This window comes from Leptospira bouyouniensis (assembly GCF_004769525.1).
GTDB classification, from domain to species: Bacteria; Spirochaetota; Leptospiria; order Leptospirales; family Leptospiraceae; genus Leptospira_A; species Leptospira_A bouyouniensis.
Genome location: NZ_RQFT01000002.1, coordinates 1 through 19,184, shown reverse-complemented (window position 1 = coordinate 19,184; position 19,184 = coordinate 1). Strand labels below are relative to the sequence as shown.

The following is a 19,184-nucleotide window of genomic DNA, read 5'->3' as shown; positions in this document are numbered from 1 at the left end:
TAGGTTTTTTGTTTTATCAATCGGTAATGTAAATTCAGCAGGTTTTGACGAATTTCTTCGGATGTTCGAAACCGTAATTTCCACCCAATTCAAAAAGAAATTTTCACTTCCTGATTTCTATATGAAAATTGAATTTGATTTTCTCTGATCCAACAAGTTCTGTCCAATACGATGGCGTGAATATAGCCTCAATGGGTCCTGCTGGCGTTAGCATGCAAGAAGGCTATGCTCAACATAAATGAAGCGCACGATAAACAAAAGTTGAATCAAGATAAAGCTTATATAAAAGCAAAAGGAATTGATTCAAATACAATACCTTATACAGAAATTGGGAATATAGCAGATAATGAGAGACCAAAGGCCTCAATTTATAAAAGATCTTATGGGTGACTATTATGATCTATGTATGGATCCAGATAACTACAGGTCAAATAAAGGTTTAGATTCTAAAACACACCAAACGAGGAAAAGTAATACCCTTATTTACAGTAAACTCTACCAAATGCAATCAGATTTAAAGGATAAGTTAAATTCTGCAAAAACTCTGGATGAAGTAAATCGTGCAATTGATTTGTTTGTTGGCCAATTAAACAAATTACCTTTAAAGGAAAGACTACAGATGATTTCCGCAGTCAATTCTATGAATATGGATTTACCTTTAAAATCATACTATGGAAGTGAAAATGCTAAAGTGATTATTCCTGTATTTGACAAACCAGCCACGTCACAGTTAAATGATAGTTATGCGGCTCAAGTACTACGGGAAAATCTTCCAAACAGACTGAAAGAATCAATTGAACTTGTTCCCAAACCAGATCCACAGAAAATTATAAAACAGCTTCGAGAAGTTGATTCAGCGTATGCAAATGCATATAAAACCCTAGGCGAAAAGCAAGCAGAATTTGACCAATTGAGGATAGAACTTGCAGGTCGAACAAATTCAGATATGACAAAACCCATTTTTGATAGCCAAATATTAGATTCATCTACGAACAAAGATTTACTCAGACTGGCTGGCTTGGAAAAAGAAATGAATCATCTAAAGGAACAAATGACAAGAACGGAAGCGGCGGCTGTCAGAAAATATGAAGAAATCTATCGATCGAAAGAAAGACAAGCTGTGGCCTTAGGAATTGCGAAAGATCCAATGTTAAAATCTATGTTCTCTTCCGATTTGAGAAGCAAGGCTTTGGAATTGGATGCAGTTATCAAAGAACAGCGTGCATTGAAAGAGAAACTTTTACACCAAGATCCTGCACTTGTAAGTCAAGCAGATAAAGATGCACTAGCAAAACTCACAGAAAAAATGCGAATCTTAGAAAAAGCATTTGATGAGAAATATGGTTCCTCACTTGATTCCTTGATAAAGATTCCAGGGAGTGGGGTTGAAGTGGTCACAGATGTCTTTCAAAAAATTTTAGCAGACCCGAAGCAACTCATAGTTACAAGTCCGGCGGTCTACATCAACCGAGAACTACCACTGACAATAAATCCATCCACGGGCCAATTTGTGATTGGAACCCCGCGCGATGCGGAGTATTTTAAAAATATGGCCGGATCGGAAGCGTACCAAAGCAAAGATTCAACAAAAGCTTTTGAGCTTGCATTTGGATTTGTAAATGATACCAATTCACCAAGTGATCCTGGATTTATCAGAGACCGTTGGTGTGTGGCATTCTCTAACTGGTCATTACTGAAAGCAAATCTAGGTGATGCAGTTCCTGATTTTGACCAATTCATAAAAGATTGTGCTAAAAACAATCTTATCAATAAAAGTGATATGACAGTGAATACCGAAGCAGTTGTTAATTATTATTCTCACGGATTGGGTGAATTTAAAAGGACTGAATTGACATTCGCAAATAATGATCAGAATGTAAATATCGAGCGTGAAAGACGGTCCGCGTATCAAGAGTTAGCGAATAGCTTGATTCGAGAAAACCCGACTTCTTTGACATTAAGGGTTAAAGAGGATTTGAACAAAAAAGGTCATACGATTAGTTTAATTAGAAATGCACCAAATTCAAATGGTCAGATTACTTATACGGTTGTAGATTCTGGCAATTCAAAAATGAATGGAACTATATTTGATCCTTCCAATCCATTGGATTCCGTATTGGGAAGTGATGGAATAGACAATGCTTATCGAAGTTATTTGCCGAGACGATATGATTTAATTAAATAATGGGGAAGTCGAAATTGTTACATTACAATTCTATTCTATTTGCAGTGTGGTTTTCGTTTTTTTCAATTTACTGTAGTTCTATTGAAAGAAATGTTGCTCTGACCGAGTTGGATCTTAAGACGAGAAAGATCGAACTAAGAAAATTTAAAAATACTCAAGGATATAGCATCGAAATTTTTTCAGATTCCAATATAACAGGGATTCACCTTTCAGATATATGTTCGAAATTTAAAATAAGTCGAATATATATAACAGGTCATGAAGTGAACGATCTGTTCTTTGAAAATTGGCAGAATTGTGATTTGGAAAGTCTCCAAGAAGTAGCAGTTTCAAAAGGAACGATTAATCAATTTAAGATTTGCAGTTTAATCAAAGAATCTCCAATTCCGAATAAAATTCTTGATCTGACCAGTATTTCGATTAAGGATGATATTAAAAATTGTTTTCCTCCTTTATCAGTTGGAGTGCGAGGTTTCGCTATCGATGACCCTAAAAATTTCACTGGTGAACAGTTCTGTGAATTGACAAGTCACTTGTCTGAAATCACATTTTTTCGAAGTTTTAATACGCCTTTTTCCAGAAAAGATCTTCAATGCATCTTAGCAATGCCAAAATTAGAGCATTTGATGTTGCAAAATTGGAAAGGTGCTCGCACTTCTGATTTTCGAGAACTTGTAAAAAAATACGAGCTCAAATACAAACGAAAATTACAGGCGGACGTAGAAGACCCTACAAGTTACGAAAGATAAGAGTCCAACAGCCTCTATGGAACTCGCAAAAAGATCGCGTCTTTAACTGGTTCCGAGAGTAGTCCTGTTTTTATCAGAGATCGTTGGTGTGTGGCATTTTCTGACTGGACTGTTTTAAATAGTAATTTAGGTGATGCGGTTCCTGATTTCGATAAATTCATAAAGGATTGTGTGGATAACAATTTGATTAATAAAGACAATATGTATGTTGATACGGGCAAAGTATTGAGCTACTATTCACAAGGACTGGGGACTTTTGAAAGGAATAAGTTTTACGAAGGAAAAATTGATAATACTCCTTTCTCTGAAGCAGAGAGAGATAGAAGATATCTGAATCTTGGAGAGGATTTGCTGACAAACAAACCGCAAGCAATTACATTGCGAGTTCATGATGGACACACTATTAGTTTGCATCGGAATCCACCTGATCCTACAGGCAAAATAACCTACACAGTTGTAGATACTGGAAATTCAAAAATGAATGGCACCATATTTGACCCAGAAAATCCATTAGAGTCAAGTATAGGAAAAATTGATAAATCGAATAGTTATAAAGATTATCTCCCTAAACATTATGATATGATTAAGTAGGACAGCTACATATGAAAATGATAATCAATTTTGCCTTACTTCTTATGCTTTTCTGCTGTCGATCAAATAGCGGAATGCCTATCTCAGGAAATGTCTTGGAGGATAGTCTAAAATCTCGAAACATACTATTATTGAAGGGTAGAATTAAAGGGGAGGTAAATCAGGTTAAATTTTACCACACGAGTAACTTAAAAGACTTTTATCTAGAAGACTTATGCCAAGCGTTTATGATTAAATCGATTTTGTTCGCAAGTGAAAATTTGGAGCCAAAATTTTTAGTCAATTCAGAAAATTGTAATTGGTCATCTCTAGAGTCGTTGTATGTTAATAGTAATTCAATTAATGTAAATCAAATATGCTTATTTTTTAAAGATTCTCAGTCGAAAGAGAAATCATTAAACCTAACGAAAGTATCAGTTCAACCCTCCATAAAACAATGTTTTTTATCTGTTCCCAGTATTAACGGGTTTTCAATTGACTATCCTATTGATTTCTCTGGTGAACAATTTTGTGAGCTTGTTCCGTATCTAAAGAATATTACATTCTTCCGAAGTTTTGATACTCCTTTCACAAAGAAACATCTTCAATGCTTATTAGGAATGCCGAATCTTAAGGATCTAATGTTGCAGAGATGGAAAGGAGCGACGACTAAAGATTTTCATGACCTCGTTGATCAATATGAGAAAAAGTACAATCGAAAGTTACAAGCCGACGTGGACGACCCTAGAGGATATGAATTCAATAGCAATAAGCGTTAGGTTTATTGTGAATAAAAAATGAATTTCCCTAGAAAGGAATAACGATGAATCAGTAATCCACTTCCTTATTCTGCAGATTAGTTCCCGCTCTGAAATCAAATTCACCAAGTGATCCTGGATTTATCAGAGATCGTTGGTGTGTAGCATTCTCTAACTGGTCATTATTGAAAGCAAATCTAGGTGATGCGGTTCCTGATTTTGACCAATTCATTAAGGATTGTGTGGATAACAATTTAATCAATATCCTAAAATATTTCTTAACCAAGAAAAAATTCTTGTACTTTTTCACATTCTATTGTTTCCTTGAATTGTCTTAGGTGAAGATCCAAAAAGACGCGATTCCCCCTCGAGTTTGCCCTCCTGGGGGACCTTTCTCCCTCTAGTGAAATCTCACAAATTATGTCTCATTGTAGTTGACAAAATCTGACGTTTGGATTTAGGTTTTACTGTCCGGTAATAGGCATTTGTCGGATGAGGTAGGCAAAGACCTCGGATCACTTCACCTAACTTGATCCCCCGCCACAAAAAGAATGTTAAATGGTTTGGCCGAAGGCGTGTCTAGGCAAACCGAAGGGACAATATGAGACAAGGAATTTGGATCCCTGCTCGGATTGAGAGTAGGAGGGACCTTTCCATTGCTGAGAAGGTAATTCTTTCTGAAATTGAAAGTTTTACTTCGAGTGGAAAGTGTTTTGCATCAAACGAACATTTTGCGAATCTTCTGGGTTTGAAACCAGATACAGTTTCGCGTATGATTTCCAGACTGAAAAAACGCGGTTTTGTAGTTCAAACAGGTTTTGATGGCCGAAGACGCTTCTTATCCTTGGGGTCTGCTTTGGATGAAAGTACGAAGCTAACAGAAGAGACGACTGTCCATTCACAAGCCAGCGTAATGGTTTTTTCCTCTCCAGCCTTGGATGAAACAACATCTCCTCGACAGAAGAATTCAATGATTAGTACAAAAGATCTGTACAATGGTATGTTAAACAAATTTCCAGAAGCTACGAGAAAGGCCGTAGAACGTGTATTATTTGAAGGAGAATCTCCCACTTCGAAGCACTTGGCAAGGATTGTGAATTCGATTACAGCCGTGGTTGTGGGGGATGGGTGAGTGTAGTAATACATTTCCATATAGTTTCAGCTGATAGTTTCTTTGTAGAAATTAAAAAATATGGAATATGTTTCAGATTTGACCAATAAAATGGTCGTAATCATATTTAATGAGTAGTATAATAGTCAATAAATCGGAATTGAATGCATCATGAAGATCACAAGAACCTATTCTCGTTTGGCAAAAGAAGCCGGTGCACTTCTCGGAAAAGAAATCCAGCTGGCCCGGAAAGAAAAGGCCTGGTCGGAACAAACACTTGCCGAACGCATTGGAATCTCTCGGACTACTTTACAAAAAATTGAATCAGGAGATATGACAGTGGCAATTGGATTGGCATTGGAAGCGGCCGTCATCCTTGGAATATCACTCTTTGCCAGTGAGAGTCCTTCCTTATCACAATCCATTCAAACTGCTTCAAACAAATTGACACTAATGCCAAAACGTATTCGAACCAAAACTAAGAAGGTGAAAGATGACTTCTAAAGAGGCTTATGTTTGGATTTGGTTGGATGGGAAAGTGGATCCCATTGTTTGTGGAAGGATCGAAGAAGAAAATGGTTACTACTATTTCAATTATGGTAGAAGTTATTTAGAGAAAGCAAAAGACAATGCGAATCTATATTCAATCTATGAACCAGAATTACCACTCATAGAGGGTAGACTTCCCTTATTAAACAATCTTAAGATGCCAAATGCCATTCGAGATGCATCTCCAGATGCATGGGGAAGGCGAGTGATCCTAAACAAAGTATCTGGTTCAAAAGCAAAAGACACGGGTGATCTAAGTGAATTGTTATATCTTTTAGAATCAGGATCTGATCGCATCGGTGCACTTGACTTTCAAGAATCACCGACACAATACGTGCCAAGAAAACCTACAAATATTTCCTTAGAAGAACTGTTAGCTTCATCAGAAAAGGTAGAAAAAGGAATTCCATTGAATCTGGAATTAGACTTTGCACTCCTCCATGGGACATCCATCGGTGGTGCGAGACCAAAGGCATTAGTAGAAGAGAAGGATACTAAGTATGTGGCTAAGTTTGCCTCGACTGCTGACTATTATCATGTTGTGAAAGCGGAATACATTGCTATGCGCCTGGCTAAGCTAGTTGGAATCGATGTCGCCGATGTCAAACTTACAAAAGCGGCCAAAAAGGATGTTCTTCTCATCAAACGATTTGATCGTATCCGAAAGAAAGATGGATGGACGAGGAAACGAATTGTATCGGCTCTCACGCTTTTTGGACTCGATGAGATGTTAGCGCGTTATGCCAGTTATGAAACACTCTGTGAAATCATCCGGCACCGATTTCTTTCTCCCAAGGAAACATTAGAAGAGCTTTTCAAAAGATTGGTCTTCAATGTTCTTTCAGGGAATACCGATGACCATGCAAGAAACCATGCTGCCTTTTGGAATGGCAATGTACTCAGTTTGACTCCAGCCTACGATATTTGCCCGCAAGCAAGATCGGGTAATGAAGCAACACAGGCCATGCTCATCACTGGAGAAGATAGAAGGAGCCAAATTCAAATATGTTTACAAGCGAGAAATCAGTTCCTTCTTTCGAAACAAAAAGCGACTGAGATTGTAAAACACCAAATTCAAACGATTGAAAAAAAATGGAAAACGGTTTGTGAGGAAGCAGAGCTTAGCCAAGTCGATCAAAACCTACTTTGGAAACGGCAATTTCTAAATCCGTTTTCATTGGAAGGAGTGAAGGGGTAGGGTAGATAAAAATGAGTAGTTTAATATTGACTTTAAAACACTCATGAGTAGTTTAAAGTTAATATGAAAAAACTCAGGTACCTGCACCCCCATTTAGAGGACATATTAAATCGAAAAATGTTGTTTATTGGAGGTCCTAGGCAAGTTGGGAAAACAACGCTTGCGCTACAATTCTTGAAACCACCTTCCATTAAAAATCCTGGTTATTTGAATTGGGATCTAAACAGCGATAAGGTTTTGATTCTGAAAGACCAACTTCCTTTAAGTCAGAGCAAAACGATTGTTTTAGACGAAATCCACAAATATAGCAAATGGCGAAATCTGATAAAAGGCTTATATGATAAGCATTTTGAGGATAATCGATTTATAGTAACAGGCTCAGCAAGACTTGATACATTTCGAAAAGGCGGAGACTCCCTTCACGGAAGATATCGTTATTTTCGATTACATCCATTTTCTGTCACGGAGATGGGTAAAAATCCAAATCAATCCGACTTAGATTTGCTTATGAAGTTTGGAGGATTTCCAGAGCCCTTATTTTTGCAAAATGAAAACGAACATCGGATTTGGCAGAATGACCGTATGGTTAAGGTTGCTTCTGAAGATATTCGAGATTTAGAAAATATAAAAGATATCTCTTCACTTTTGTTACTATCTGAAATTTTGCCAACAAGAGTTGGATCTCCACTTTCCTTGAAAAGCTTAGCGGAGGATTTGTCTGTTTCTCAACCTACGGTAGAAAGATGGGTGGAGGCTCTTTCTTCACTTTATTATTGTTTTACGATAGCTCCCTATGGAACTCCGAAAATTAGGGCAGTAAAGAAGTTGAAAAAATTATATATGTGGGATTGGTCCCAAGTGGAAGAAAACGGGTTTCGCTTTGAAAATCTCGTCGCAAGCCATTTACTCAAGTATTGCCATTTCATTACGGACACTCAAGGCTTCCCTATGGAGGTCAGATATTTACGAGATACAGATGGAAGAGAAATTGACTTTGTCGTTCTAAAAAACAAAGTTCCAATCTTTGCAGTCGAATGCAAAACAGGTGATAAAACTTTAAGTCGGCATATTGAATATTTCAGAGCAAGAACTAAAATTCCAGAGTTTTATCAAGTGCACCTTGGGAAGAATGATTTCGGTTCAAATGCAAGTGGAAGAGTCATTCCCTATATTAAATTTTGTAAGGAACTTGGCTTAGTCTAAATTGGAAGTTTAGAAATATCTTCGTTTTGTATCATCGGAAAAAGAATTTCCGAACAAACCATATTGATCGTGCTAGATTCAACGCTGTTCAAATGTTGGAAATGATTCCAACATGAAAACAAATCTACAAATTTAAAGAGGAATTTGAATGAAAGCATTGAAACTATATGGCGGTATTTTTGGATCCGTCATCATTTTACCAACATCGGCAATTGTCTTATTTGGTTTTGCAATGGGATCTATGTTCAACCAAACAGCAAGTATTAGCACTGGTTAAATACTATCTGCCCTCACTTTACTTGGTGCCTTTGCTGTTCCGCCGTTGACAATTTTGAATGTAATCAATCCTAACAATAGCCAATCCTTATCGGCATCTTTGATCGTACTCGCAGTGGGAGTGATTTCTACCATTTCATTGGTCTATACGATCATTGATTCAGGATTCAATAAAGTTGCCTTGGTGACTTTGGTATCTGCTCTACTCATCTTAGCAAGCGGGTATTTACAAATCACAAGAAAGGAATAAACATACTTCAATCGAATGGAGGCCGAGATGCCTTCATTCGCTTAGATTTTTCCAAGTTCTCTTCTATTTCAAGGATATATGGCCAATTCTGCAAGCATCCCTTACTATAACTAACTTTGTTTTCGTGCTCATAAGTTCTGGTCGGAAATACTTAACAATCAGACTCTCTCCGGCTCTACCTACCTCTTGAGTCTATAAAGTAAGGTAGTTGATGAAACAGGATAATATCTGCATAATTCGTATAATACTTCGATTGTTTCCTCCTCTGACATGCCTGGTTGAATCTGTTTAGAACCATAAACTGGCAAGCTATAAAAAACATTAATCAAAGATCAGTAATGAACATTTCAAAATTAAACTCATGGATTTTATTTATGATAGAATAGTATCTGATTTCTATAGATTAATAACGAGTTAATTTTGAATCCAGCTTTTTCCCCTTCTCGGAAGAACTTATTCCGAATTCGAATTTCAAAACCTGTATCCTTTCCCTATAGAAAGGAGATGGAAAATGCCCAAACGAAAGATAAAAGAATCTCTATTTGATTCTTCAGAAAAAGAACACATCCAATTACTTCATCACTTTATCATAAAAATAATCAGCAATTTTGATTCCTTTGGTAAAAATAGAACGGAACCACTTTTTGACATGTATGACTTACATGCAAAAAAGGCACTTGTTGATACCGTCTTCAAACCAGATGAAAAAAAATTGAGGGCAATGAATAACGAGGATGAAGACCACTATCGACGTCGAAAATCTCGTTATTGGGATGAACCTTATCATTGTCCCAAGGCACAGAATATCTATCCGAAGATTTGGAAAATGATACCAATACTTTTTGTAAGCGATTTCCAAATGGTAGAAAACAGATCTTTCGTTTATTAAAATTAGAAAGCATTCGAATCAAATCGGATTTTTATTTATACGATGCCAAATTGTATCGAAAGATTCAAAATACCTTCCAAATACTAGGTATATCAGAAAATTATATAGAATTCATTTTATTCTTATTCATTCGAATGGAGTTTTCTAGTTTTGATGATTGGATTAGCCGTTCTTTAAATTCCAATATCTTACATTTAATTGCAAAAAGGGTAGCTGGACTTGGTCGCTCTGAATACGTTCAAATGATCCATGCGGAAACAAAATTAATCAAATTTGGAGTTATCTCTCGTTTACATGAAAAAGATGACCCAGTGGAGATTCGGGATTCTTTTTTTAATTTTCTAACAGATGATTCACAAGAAACATACGGATTGAATTATTTGAATCGAATCAATGAAGAAACACATCCAATTTCCTCGTTTATCTTTTCCAAGAAGGATGTGTCTCGTTTGGTATCCTTGTTACAAGATGAAGGGCCTTGTAAGATCTTATTTTATGGTTCCCCCGGCGCCGGAAAAACAGAATTTGCAAAGAGTTTAGTTTCTGAAGTAAAACGAAATCTTTATAAAATCAACAATCACAAAGCAGAGGATATCGAAGAAAAAAGAACTGCACTGATTGTGGGAACCACTCTCTCCAAAGAATCCAAAAGTGTTTTGTTATTTGATGAAGCCGATGACATTCTAAATGAAGGAGGAGGAAGCAACGGATTCCATAACGAAAAGGTACCTGAGAAAAAAATTTGGATGAATGAATTTTTAGACCAAATGAATGGAAAACTCATCATCATCACCAATGAATCTGACACCATCCATGAATCGGTTCTTCGTCGATTTGATTATAGCATCGAATTCTTTCCTGCTGAACCGAAACAACGATTATACTATTGGAATCGAATTTTGGAGATCGAAAAGGTTAAAAACAGGTTGTCTTTAGAACAAATAGAAAGTCTTGCACATACCTATCCTGCGGGAGTAGGAGGGATTTCCACGGTTGTCAAAGCGGCCAAAAAGATTTGCAGTCAGTCATCAGATGATCAGTTCCTTTCTGTGATAAAAGATGTGATGAACAAACACACACATTTAACAAAAGGTAAGATTCAAAAACCACTTTTGTCTTCTACTCCTTATGATCCTACAATCCTACATGTAGATGCGAATCTAATGGATTTAGAGAAGTTAATAGAAGAGTTTCAAAACAAATGGGACGATTCAGAAGAATCAAACTTGGGTTCCTTATGTTTATTGTTTTATGGCAAACCAGGAACTGGATAAACGGAATTTGTTAGGTATTTAGCAAAGAAACATGATCTGGAGTTAATTCAGAAACGTGGATCCGATTTACAAAGTCCTTATATTGGCGTCACAGAGAAACTCATCGCACGTGCGTTCCAACAAGCGGAAATGAAAAAATCTATTTTCTTTTTGGATGAAGCAGATAGTTTTTTTCGAAGTCGAGATCTCGCGAGTCGTTCATGGGAAATTTCACAAACCAATGAGTTTCTTACCTGGATGGAAACCTTCAAAGGAATCTTTATCGCATCAACAAACTTTATGAAAGACTTTGATCCAGCGGCTATGCGAAGGTTTGCATGGAAAGGGGAATTCAAACCATTAAGGAGAGAAGATAAAGTTTTGATTGTAATGAAATACTTCCCACTACTCAAGGAAACTTTTACTTTTATAGAGAAAGAAACGATTAAAGACATACCTGAACTCACTGTGGGGGATATACGCGCCGTCTGGAACCGATTTCGATTTCGAGGACCAAACGAAATTTCAACGGAGGAAGTGATCACATGTCTTCAGTCAGAAGTGTCTTTCAAATCAAACACGAATATAAAGTCGATTGGATTTTAATCACTTCTGATTTAGAATCGTACATCATTTTCAGCACCTAATATCGATTAGAAAGTAAAATCCATCTCTAAAATTCGACAAAACCGACTCGTTTACTGTCGAATTTGTCGAAATTGTCGAATTTTTACACCAAATACAGCAGAGGGATTCAATTCACAGGGATTGAATTTCCGGGGGTGCTGCATTGGTTCCAAATGATTTGATCATGGGAATTCGTGTCTGAAATTGGAATGCTACTGAGAATCGGTTCTTTCGTTTGGTATGGGTTAGAACTTTTCTTTTTTTTCTTTTGTTCCTTAGGGAAACTGAATGTTTCAAAAGGAGGAATGAAAGTTTTTAAATAATAAGGCATAGACTTTCGTTTATGAATCCAGTGTAACATGCAAATGACGCGATGGAATAATTCAGAATTGAGTTCTGTTTCAGGGAATCTGCGATAAATCCTTTTCATGAGGCGTTTGCTCCTTTTGTGGTTTGGTTCTGATACAAATCCAAAGGAAGACAAATCCCAATCAAGTTTATCCATTTCTTGTCCATGTTCAGGTGATTCTTCTCGTCCGCAATATCCAAAGTATGCGATACCATCTCCTTTTATTTTCTGCATCCATAGCTTATTTGGCTTCCTTCTAGGACCATTTAGTTTTGGGAGATTGATCAATGATTTCGCTAGTTCTACTCTTAGTATCCTTTTAAAGTTTCTCACTTCTCCTTTCGGGATTAAAACATAACCATGGAGGTGAGGATTGTATTTACCATCGATTCCATTGCCTTCAAAGGTCATGATAGGTATTTCTAATCCATAAATATTATACCCGTAAACTTCAAAATTTATTTGTTTTAATGCTTTTTGAAGTGCCACTTTCAATTCCTTCATATCCGCTTCTTTATCACCTCTCTTTATTGTGAATGCATATCCCATGTATCCAATCTTGCTATATACCTCATGGTTTTTCTTATTGTACTTCTTAAGAAAATTCCAAGTGATTCTGTTCGTGACTCGTTTAACATGCCTTATGTTCATTGATTCTTTTCCGTACTCTCTTTGCAATTTATCCCATCTTCCTTCGCAGATATTGACTATCCTGTTTCTCTTAAACCTTTCTTCCGCTAATTCCTGTAGACATAGCTCGACCATATACGGCCCTCCCGCTTTTAAAACTTCGAAAGTCCGACAACAGATCACGAAGACTTTGGGTCATCGCACTTTCTGGGGTTTTCAAAAGGAGGGCTTTTAGGTCGCCAAGTGATCGCCTTGACTAAATTCTATAAAAAAATCGAATATCGGAGAACCGATATCGCATATTTTTGGAATTTTTTTCATTTTTGCTGTACGAAAAAAATTTTTAGAATCTCAAATTATTAACTTCATAAAACGGGGTCTTAAAAATTCGGTAATTGATATTATTATAATAAACTTATGCAATTTGATTCCATACTGCTGCATTTGATGCATTTAGTATTGGGATTTGTCAGATGGATTTTTTTATTTCCGGGGTTCTTCCGAGTATATACTCGGAGAAACCCCCACTTACACAAACGCGCATTATGTGCTGCAATTGCTGCAACTACAATAGATCTCCTGAAAAGGAATCAGGGAATCTGAAAAGAGTGAGTCTATTAAATGACTTGGGTCCTCAAATCTTCATTATTTTGTGAAGTGGAGGTTTTCATTTCATTTACTGCCTGACTTAGCATCTCTTTCAGGCGAATGGATTTTTGGATCTCCATTTTAACTTCATCAAGTGCCTTTTTGAATTTTGGATCATTCTTGGCCCATTGGGTAATGATCGTATGATTCCTTTTTATTATCACTGCAGCCTCACGATAGCTTTTCCCTTCACTTATAAAGTGCAGAGCATTCTGTTTTTCGGCTGATAGTTCAGGGAAAAGGATCTGGAAGCTATCTTTTCTTTTATGCAATGCCTGGATAATCATCACAGCATTTTGAATTTGGTCTTGAGTCAGAATACTCTCTTCTTTTGTTTCTAATAGATTTTCCATATCTATTCTCCTAGTACTTATAATTACCTAGATTTTACAAAGTTTTCGGATATCGGAGAACTCCTTTTGCAATTTATCGATATTTATTGAAAAAAATTTGGGAAATGGGGATTTTTTTTAAGTTTTCTTCAAAATTCGTTCTGTTTGGGTGAAAATTGGCAATTTTTCATCAAAAATTGAAGTGGGGAAGGTAGATTTTAATAAAATTTTATCATTTCAGAATGTAAAAAGCTGATTCATCGGATGATCGATATTGGTAGAAATTAATGTAAATATATGATTGATTCCGTCCGTATTCGCAAGGGTAAGGAATGGCTTGGAGTTTCGCATATGCGTTTCCATTCGGGATCATTGGAGATATGGATTTCAATTACAGAGGAATCCATTTAGCTTTTAGCATAAAAAATTTTTTTTTTAGGAAAATAGTACGAAGAAAAAAATTGGGATCGAACTCGATTTTCTTTGAACCAAGAATCGACTGCGACATTCAGGAGTAGTAGGGGGTCATTGCGGTGGGGAAGGGAGTGAAGATTGGAAGTGGAAAAACTATGAGGGTATAGCTCCGCCCCATGAGTTACAGAAGCGGGTTTGGATGTTGGAGAGAGAGGTAAGAAAAGAAAAAATGCTAAACTCGTTTGATCATAGCATAGGCCTATAATGATTTAGAAAATCGTTGTTATGTGCCGTCTGAGAATTATTTTGAGATTCGTAAAAGTTTCTCCATATCATTTTTGTCTTCAAGAATATGCATTTTTCTATGACAGTTTGGACAAAGTGCTACAGTATTTTCAATTGAATCCTCACCATTTCTTGATAACCAGATAATGTGATGTACCTCTAAGAAAGGGATTCCTTTGTTATCTAAGAAGGGTGCATTACAGTTGCAGAGTTCACATTTACCATCAGCCCTTCTTTTAACGTATTCTTTTAGAATCGAATTTCTTTCATAAAAAATGGATGAAATTAGTCTTTTGCTAGGTGGCTTTGGTTTATAATTATCCAGGAGTTGTTTGATTTCTGTTGAACTCTTATTATTAATTTCTGAATCTGATAAATTCTCTTTATGTTTTAAATATTCAAGTTCTACTAGGTAGTTGTGTTCAATTTTTTCTAAAGGAAAGATAATTACTTCTCTATTTTTTCCTTCGATATCTTTCTGCTTTTCTTTTAATAATTCACCAGTAAATCTAACTTTTCCATGGTAGAAATATTTTTTGGGATTAAAAACTTCAAATAAGTGTATTTGCAACCCAGTTCTAATTGAATCAGCTAAATCGGCATTTTGTTTTTCTAATTTTTGATCACCTATTTTACCCGTTCCCGTGTAATATAATACATTTCCATCCCATCGGTCTGTATAAAATCCTTTGTATGGATCCGAGATGAGAACTAAAAGATTATTTTTTAAACTTTTTCTCATTCCTCCCATATTACCGACTTCAAATATCTTCGTTAATTGTTCATTTGAAATCTCTTGTCCTATTTTTAAATCTATCATATTCATTTATTACCAGATGACCGTCCTAGTGAGTAATTCTGTTGAAATGTTTGCCAAAAGTGAGGCCTTAGTACCTAAAACATAATAATTAACATGAGTGCGCTTTTGGCACAAATGGAATCAATTTTAGATTCGCTTTTTATTTTTTAAGAGTACTGAAAAAGAGAATTACTAGTAGAATTGATGCTGGTAGCCACCAAATTCTAAGTAGATGATATTGAAAAAGGAGGCTTTCGTGTATTTCATTTAGAAAAACTTTTTGTTGTTCCGGGTCGTTTGGAATGGAAGCAGGGTCAATGTATGTAGGGAATTGACCTAGTTCTGTTTCATATTTCATGGTTGTACCAACTGCTATTGAGAGAACAAACGAAACGGGAATACTCAAAGTTAGCAAAAGTAAGAGTGTAAGTTTAACGCTTTTGCCTTTCATGTTATCTTTGAAATGAAGTTTCAATCTCTCAAAAATTTTGCAAGTCGAACTAGAATAAATGAGGTTTGCTTCGAACCTACTTCCCTACGGTACAAATTTGATAGATCAGTAGGGGAGTGCTTGGGATAGAATCCTAAAGTCGAAGTTGCTAAGTGTAACGTTTCCGTGCTGTTGGCCACAGTGGTTTAAAATAAAAGAGCAAATGGTTCCTCTTAGATAAAAGGTTATTAATAATTATACATTAGAAGGTTAATTCTGATTTGCTGTACAAATTACTTCTTGGCATTTGCTAGTGCAGTCCCTTATTTTAATTTGGTTAATAGTATTGAACTTATCGAAACTGTGCCCAGGCATTGCAACATAGTTGTTTGCACAATTTTTGAAACATTCTCTTTTCTTGGGACAATCTATGTAATAATTTTCTTTCAATTCATATTGTGTGAAATCAATTGGCTTTTCTTTTTTTTCAGAATGGAGTGTTGTGAATTGTAAGATTAACATAACTAATACAATATTGGAAATATTGATATTTCTGAGCCTTAAGAATGAATGTTTCATAGATTTGATATTTATTTTTAGAAGTTAATTTAGTGAGAATAACTCAGATCCCCCGACTAAGAGTCCCGATGGGACTTAAGGACTAGCGAGGCCTTGTGCCGAAGCGAAGCGGTAAGTCGTAGTTAGCCGACGTAACAAATTATTTTCGTTTTTCATCCATCGTAAAGTCAGGTGGTAATGGCTTGTATTTTGGTTTCTCGTCTCTATAACCAGACAAATATTTGATTTGAAAATTTCTTAATTCATTTACTTTGACCGTTTCTAATAGAAAATAGGGGTCAATACCACCTTTTAATTCTGCTAGATACATCAAATCACTACTTGTTGGTTGGAGTAAAAAAGTACCTTTATATTTGCTACTATTGACATTTAATAAAAAACAATGCAAATCACGGACAGTAGATTGCGCAATACTATCATAATAAAATCGATCTTTATTAAGTAATATTCCGAAAATCAAATCTATTCTACCTTTAAACAAAGATCTATGTGAAATATTAGAGAGTTCAAAGCAATTAAAAAGAGTAAAAGTAACTGAATTCCAATTAAATAAATAGTAAATAGATTTTTTTAAAACCGGTCGCAATAATTCTATTTCTTCAATGGTTTTAATTTCTTCAGGAGAGTAATGGTTTTTAATTCTGAAAAATATATTAGCAAACTTAAATTTACTATTTTGCGACGGTATTATTGTTACTGAAATATTATAAACTGTATTATTTATTATTATATATTCTAAACCTGCTGAGACGGTCGTTTGGAAATCCTTTGAAAAATTAACTAAAGCACCTAGAAATTGATGAGGAATAGATAACTCTGGAAATGTAAGAAAATCTACTTTCTTTTGGCTTATTTCGTTTAAAAGTTTTGAAAACTGCACAAATGTCTGTAAATAAATTTTATAATCTGGTTTTAGAGAAACTTTTAAGTGGTCTTCCGTTACTTTGAAACTAGGTACAGCCACATAAAGTGAAGATTTTGTTTTTTCGGAAAATTTTGCATCAAAGGAATTTATCATAATATCTCCGAAGAATTCTGGTTTTGTATTTATATACTGCTTTTTAAGAACATTTTCTAGAAAAGTTGGATCGAAAAATCGTTTAAAGTTGAGTTTCCAGTATAAGTTTAAAGAGATTCTATTTAAGGTAGAGTAAATGATGTTTTCAGTTTGATTTCTGAATAATGAAATTAGATAGAATCCATTATATATTTCCCAGTATTTGATATATCTTGGGAAATATAAATACCAAGAATCTCCTTTTCTGAAAGTCAAATTTCTCCGTTCCGAAAGATTATATGAATACAGATTTATTGATTGATCGAAATATTCTTCGAATAGGAATATCCCCTCCATTCTATAATATACTGGATCAAGAAAATATGATCTTCTGTAATTTGTTAGCAATTCATCGGACGTTTTCTCTGTAATAATATTATAAATTGAGTCGGAGGAAATAAAACTCTTTCTCCGTAGGATTCTACGTTTGATCTTTTTATGAAATTCGAAATTGCCAGATAAAGCTAGATTGAGGGAAATAATAAATTCGTTTTTAAGACTTTCGATAACTTGAGGCTTTTCAATTTCGGAATCAAAGACTATCCTTGAAATCAATTTTTGAGTTCGGTTTATAAAATTTAGAAGTTCTGTTTGGCGTTCGAAAATTACTAAACATACTAAATATTTTGACCAAAGATTTCTATATTCTAATATATATTTCCCTTTAAAAATTTTATCAAGATTTCTAAATAATTTTTGCTTTTCCTCTAAATTTACGTCACAATATTTTTGAATATAGATTGCTTGTGAAAGTAGTTTCGATACTTCAAACTTATTGTTTTCGATAGATTGAATATCGCGAAGCTTAAATCGTTTATCATTTGCTTTGATTTCGAATGGTATTTTGTCAAGATTCTTGTATACCATTTCCATATCAGGGATTAAGTTGACTTCACTTGAATTTTTTAATAATTCATTTTTAATTAATTCAATCTGCTTTAAGCTACTTTTTCCACTAAATAAAAAAAGTTTTAGTTTCTCAGGTTGAATTTCTAAATTATGATTATCAGTAAAAACATAATTGTCATTGTTTGGAATTTTGCTGAGTATTTTTGGATCTACTAGGTGATCTGAGATTATTTTGTTAGAATTAGTATATTTCGTTTTTTTGCTTATTTCTTTAATTATAATGATGTCGTCAACGTATCTTCCATAGTATCTAATTCCTGCTGTTGATTGAATTTTTTCATCGATATGTTTACAATAATAGTTTGCCAATATACCTGAAGACAAAAGACCTATTGGCAAAGAGAATACAGATTCATCCTGGTTTATTCCGAGAAGTAAATCCCATTTTTTGTTAACCGAAACGTTAATTCTGGTGAGATAATTTTTGAATTCATAATTGGATTCCAGTTCACCTGATAATTCTTTAATAGTCTGGCGTATTGAATAATAAAATCTTTTAATATCTAGACTTATTATTATAAAGTTTTTATTTTCTTTTGCAAGAGATTCGCTTGTCGTAAGTGCATTATTTAGCCAAGACTGATAATTTTCAAAGTATGGTATAAATGTTTTTTTACCATTCTTGAGATTACCAGCGTAATTGATATCTAACTTATTTGCGAAAATGTGTTTTTCGTTTATGTTTGGTAGCTTGATTAATGAATAACCAATCCATAAGATATTCAAAATATGTATTTCTATTGGAGCTTTAATATAGTAGTTTAACGATTTTATTTTTATTCTTTCGTTTCCAGATAAAACAGATACGAAATCATATTTATCATCTTCGCATTCGATTCCTTTTGGAGTTACATGTATTTGTATTTTATTGATTAAGTTTTGGAAATAATCTTCTTTTTTTATATTAAAATTGTCCGCAAGTATGCTCAGTTTCTTTTTTGCATCTTTACTTTCGAATTCGATTATTTGTTCTTTTAAATGAACGAATGTCTTATCATAGAAGGAGAAATATTTTAATTTCTCGTAAGCTTCTTGTATGTTATTTTTTGTAATCATTTAGGTATGACTTCAAGACATGGTTAACGTTCATGCGTCAGGAGAAGGGTAATACTTTTTGGTAACCTTTCTTGGTTT

The 19,184-nt window shown here is 34.8% G+C and carries 14 protein-coding genes and 1 pseudogene; 11 read left to right on the top strand and 4 right to left on the bottom strand.

The annotated features are described in order from the left end of the window. Window positions 1–346 precede the first annotated feature (346 nt). From EHQ43_RS01355 to EHQ43_RS01310, 11 genes and pseudogenes are all read left to right on the top strand, one after another. On the top strand, window positions 347–2,185 hold the full coding sequence (locus tag EHQ43_RS01355) for a hypothetical protein (RefSeq protein ID WP_135769948.1): 1,839 nt from the start codon (window positions 347–349) through the stop codon (window positions 2,183–2,185). A gap of 263 nt (window positions 2,186–2,448) precedes the next feature. After that, window positions 2,449–2,934: a hypothetical protein gene (locus tag EHQ43_RS01350; RefSeq protein WP_135769947.1), complete on the top strand. Its 486-nt coding sequence runs from the start codon at window positions 2,449–2,451 to the stop codon at window positions 2,932–2,934. Between the two features lie 90 nt (window positions 2,935–3,024). After that, on the top strand, window positions 3,025–3,525 hold the full coding sequence (locus tag EHQ43_RS01345; protein ID WP_135769946.1) for a hypothetical protein: 501 nt from the start codon (window positions 3,025–3,027) through the stop codon (window positions 3,523–3,525). Window positions 3,526–4,863: 1,338 nt separating this feature from the next. Next, window positions 4,864–5,394, top strand: coding sequence for a helix-turn-helix domain-containing protein (locus EHQ43_RS01340; protein WP_135769945.1), 531 nt, complete (start codon window positions 4,864–4,866; stop codon window positions 5,392–5,394). 150 nt (window positions 5,395–5,544) lie between these two features. Then, entirely contained in the window at window positions 5,545–5,877 is a 333-nt protein-coding gene (locus tag EHQ43_RS01335) for a helix-turn-helix domain-containing protein (protein ID WP_135769944.1), read from the top strand. Next, entirely contained in the window at window positions 5,867–7,120 is a 1,254-nt protein-coding gene (locus EHQ43_RS01330; protein ID WP_135769943.1) for a type II toxin-antitoxin system HipA family toxin, read from the top strand. Before EHQ43_RS01335 ends, EHQ43_RS01330 begins: the two co-directional genes overlap by 11 nt. Before the next feature lie 63 nt (window positions 7,121–7,183). Continuing rightward, window positions 7,184–8,323 carry an ATP-binding protein gene (locus tag EHQ43_RS01325; RefSeq protein WP_244242585.1) on the top strand — a complete coding sequence of 380 codons (1,140 nt, stop codon included), beginning with the start codon at window positions 7,184–7,186 and terminating at the stop codon, window positions 8,321–8,323. Window positions 8,324–8,471: 148 nt separating this feature from the next. After that, window positions 8,472–8,600, top strand: coding sequence for a hypothetical protein (locus tag EHQ43_RS19790; protein WP_279631051.1), 129 nt, complete (start codon window positions 8,472–8,474; stop codon window positions 8,598–8,600). 54 nt (window positions 8,601–8,654) lie between these two features. Further along, window positions 8,655–8,849 (top strand): hypothetical protein, encoded by a 195-nt coding sequence (locus EHQ43_RS01320; RefSeq protein ID WP_135769941.1) that lies wholly within the window; start codon window positions 8,655–8,657, stop codon window positions 8,847–8,849. Window positions 8,850–9,635: 786 nt separating this feature from the next. Next, window positions 9,636–11,012: an AAA family ATPase gene (locus EHQ43_RS01315; protein ID WP_135769940.1), complete on the top strand. Its 1,377-nt coding sequence runs from the start codon at window positions 9,636–9,638 to the stop codon at window positions 11,010–11,012. A gap of 12 nt (window positions 11,013–11,024) precedes the next feature. After that, a pseudogene (locus tag EHQ43_RS01310) lies at window positions 11,025–11,597 on the top strand (ATP-binding protein); the annotation flags it as partial. Between the two features lie 148 nt (window positions 11,598–11,745). On the opposite strand, the gene EHQ43_RS01305 reads toward EHQ43_RS01310, so the two are convergent. From EHQ43_RS01305 to EHQ43_RS01285, 4 genes are all read right to left on the bottom strand, one after another. Further along, on the bottom strand, window positions 11,746–12,645 hold the full coding sequence (locus tag EHQ43_RS01305; RefSeq protein ID WP_244242584.1) for a hypothetical protein: 900 nt from the start codon (window positions 12,643–12,645) through the stop codon (window positions 11,746–11,748). A 569-nt stretch (window positions 12,646–13,214) separates the two neighbouring features. After that, on the bottom strand, window positions 13,215–13,598 hold the full coding sequence (locus EHQ43_RS01300; RefSeq protein ID WP_135769937.1) for a hypothetical protein: 384 nt from the start codon (window positions 13,596–13,598) through the stop codon (window positions 13,215–13,217). A 694-nt stretch (window positions 13,599–14,292) separates the two neighbouring features. Next, window positions 14,293–15,096, bottom strand: a complete 804-nt coding sequence (locus EHQ43_RS01295; protein WP_167481737.1) for an HNH endonuclease — start codon at window positions 15,094–15,096, stop codon at window positions 14,293–14,295. 1,127 nt (window positions 15,097–16,223) lie between these two features. Beyond that, window positions 16,224–19,106, bottom strand: coding sequence for an RNA-directed DNA polymerase (locus EHQ43_RS01285; protein WP_135769934.1), 2,883 nt, complete (start codon window positions 19,104–19,106; stop codon window positions 16,224–16,226). Window positions 19,107–19,184 lie beyond the last annotated feature (78 nt).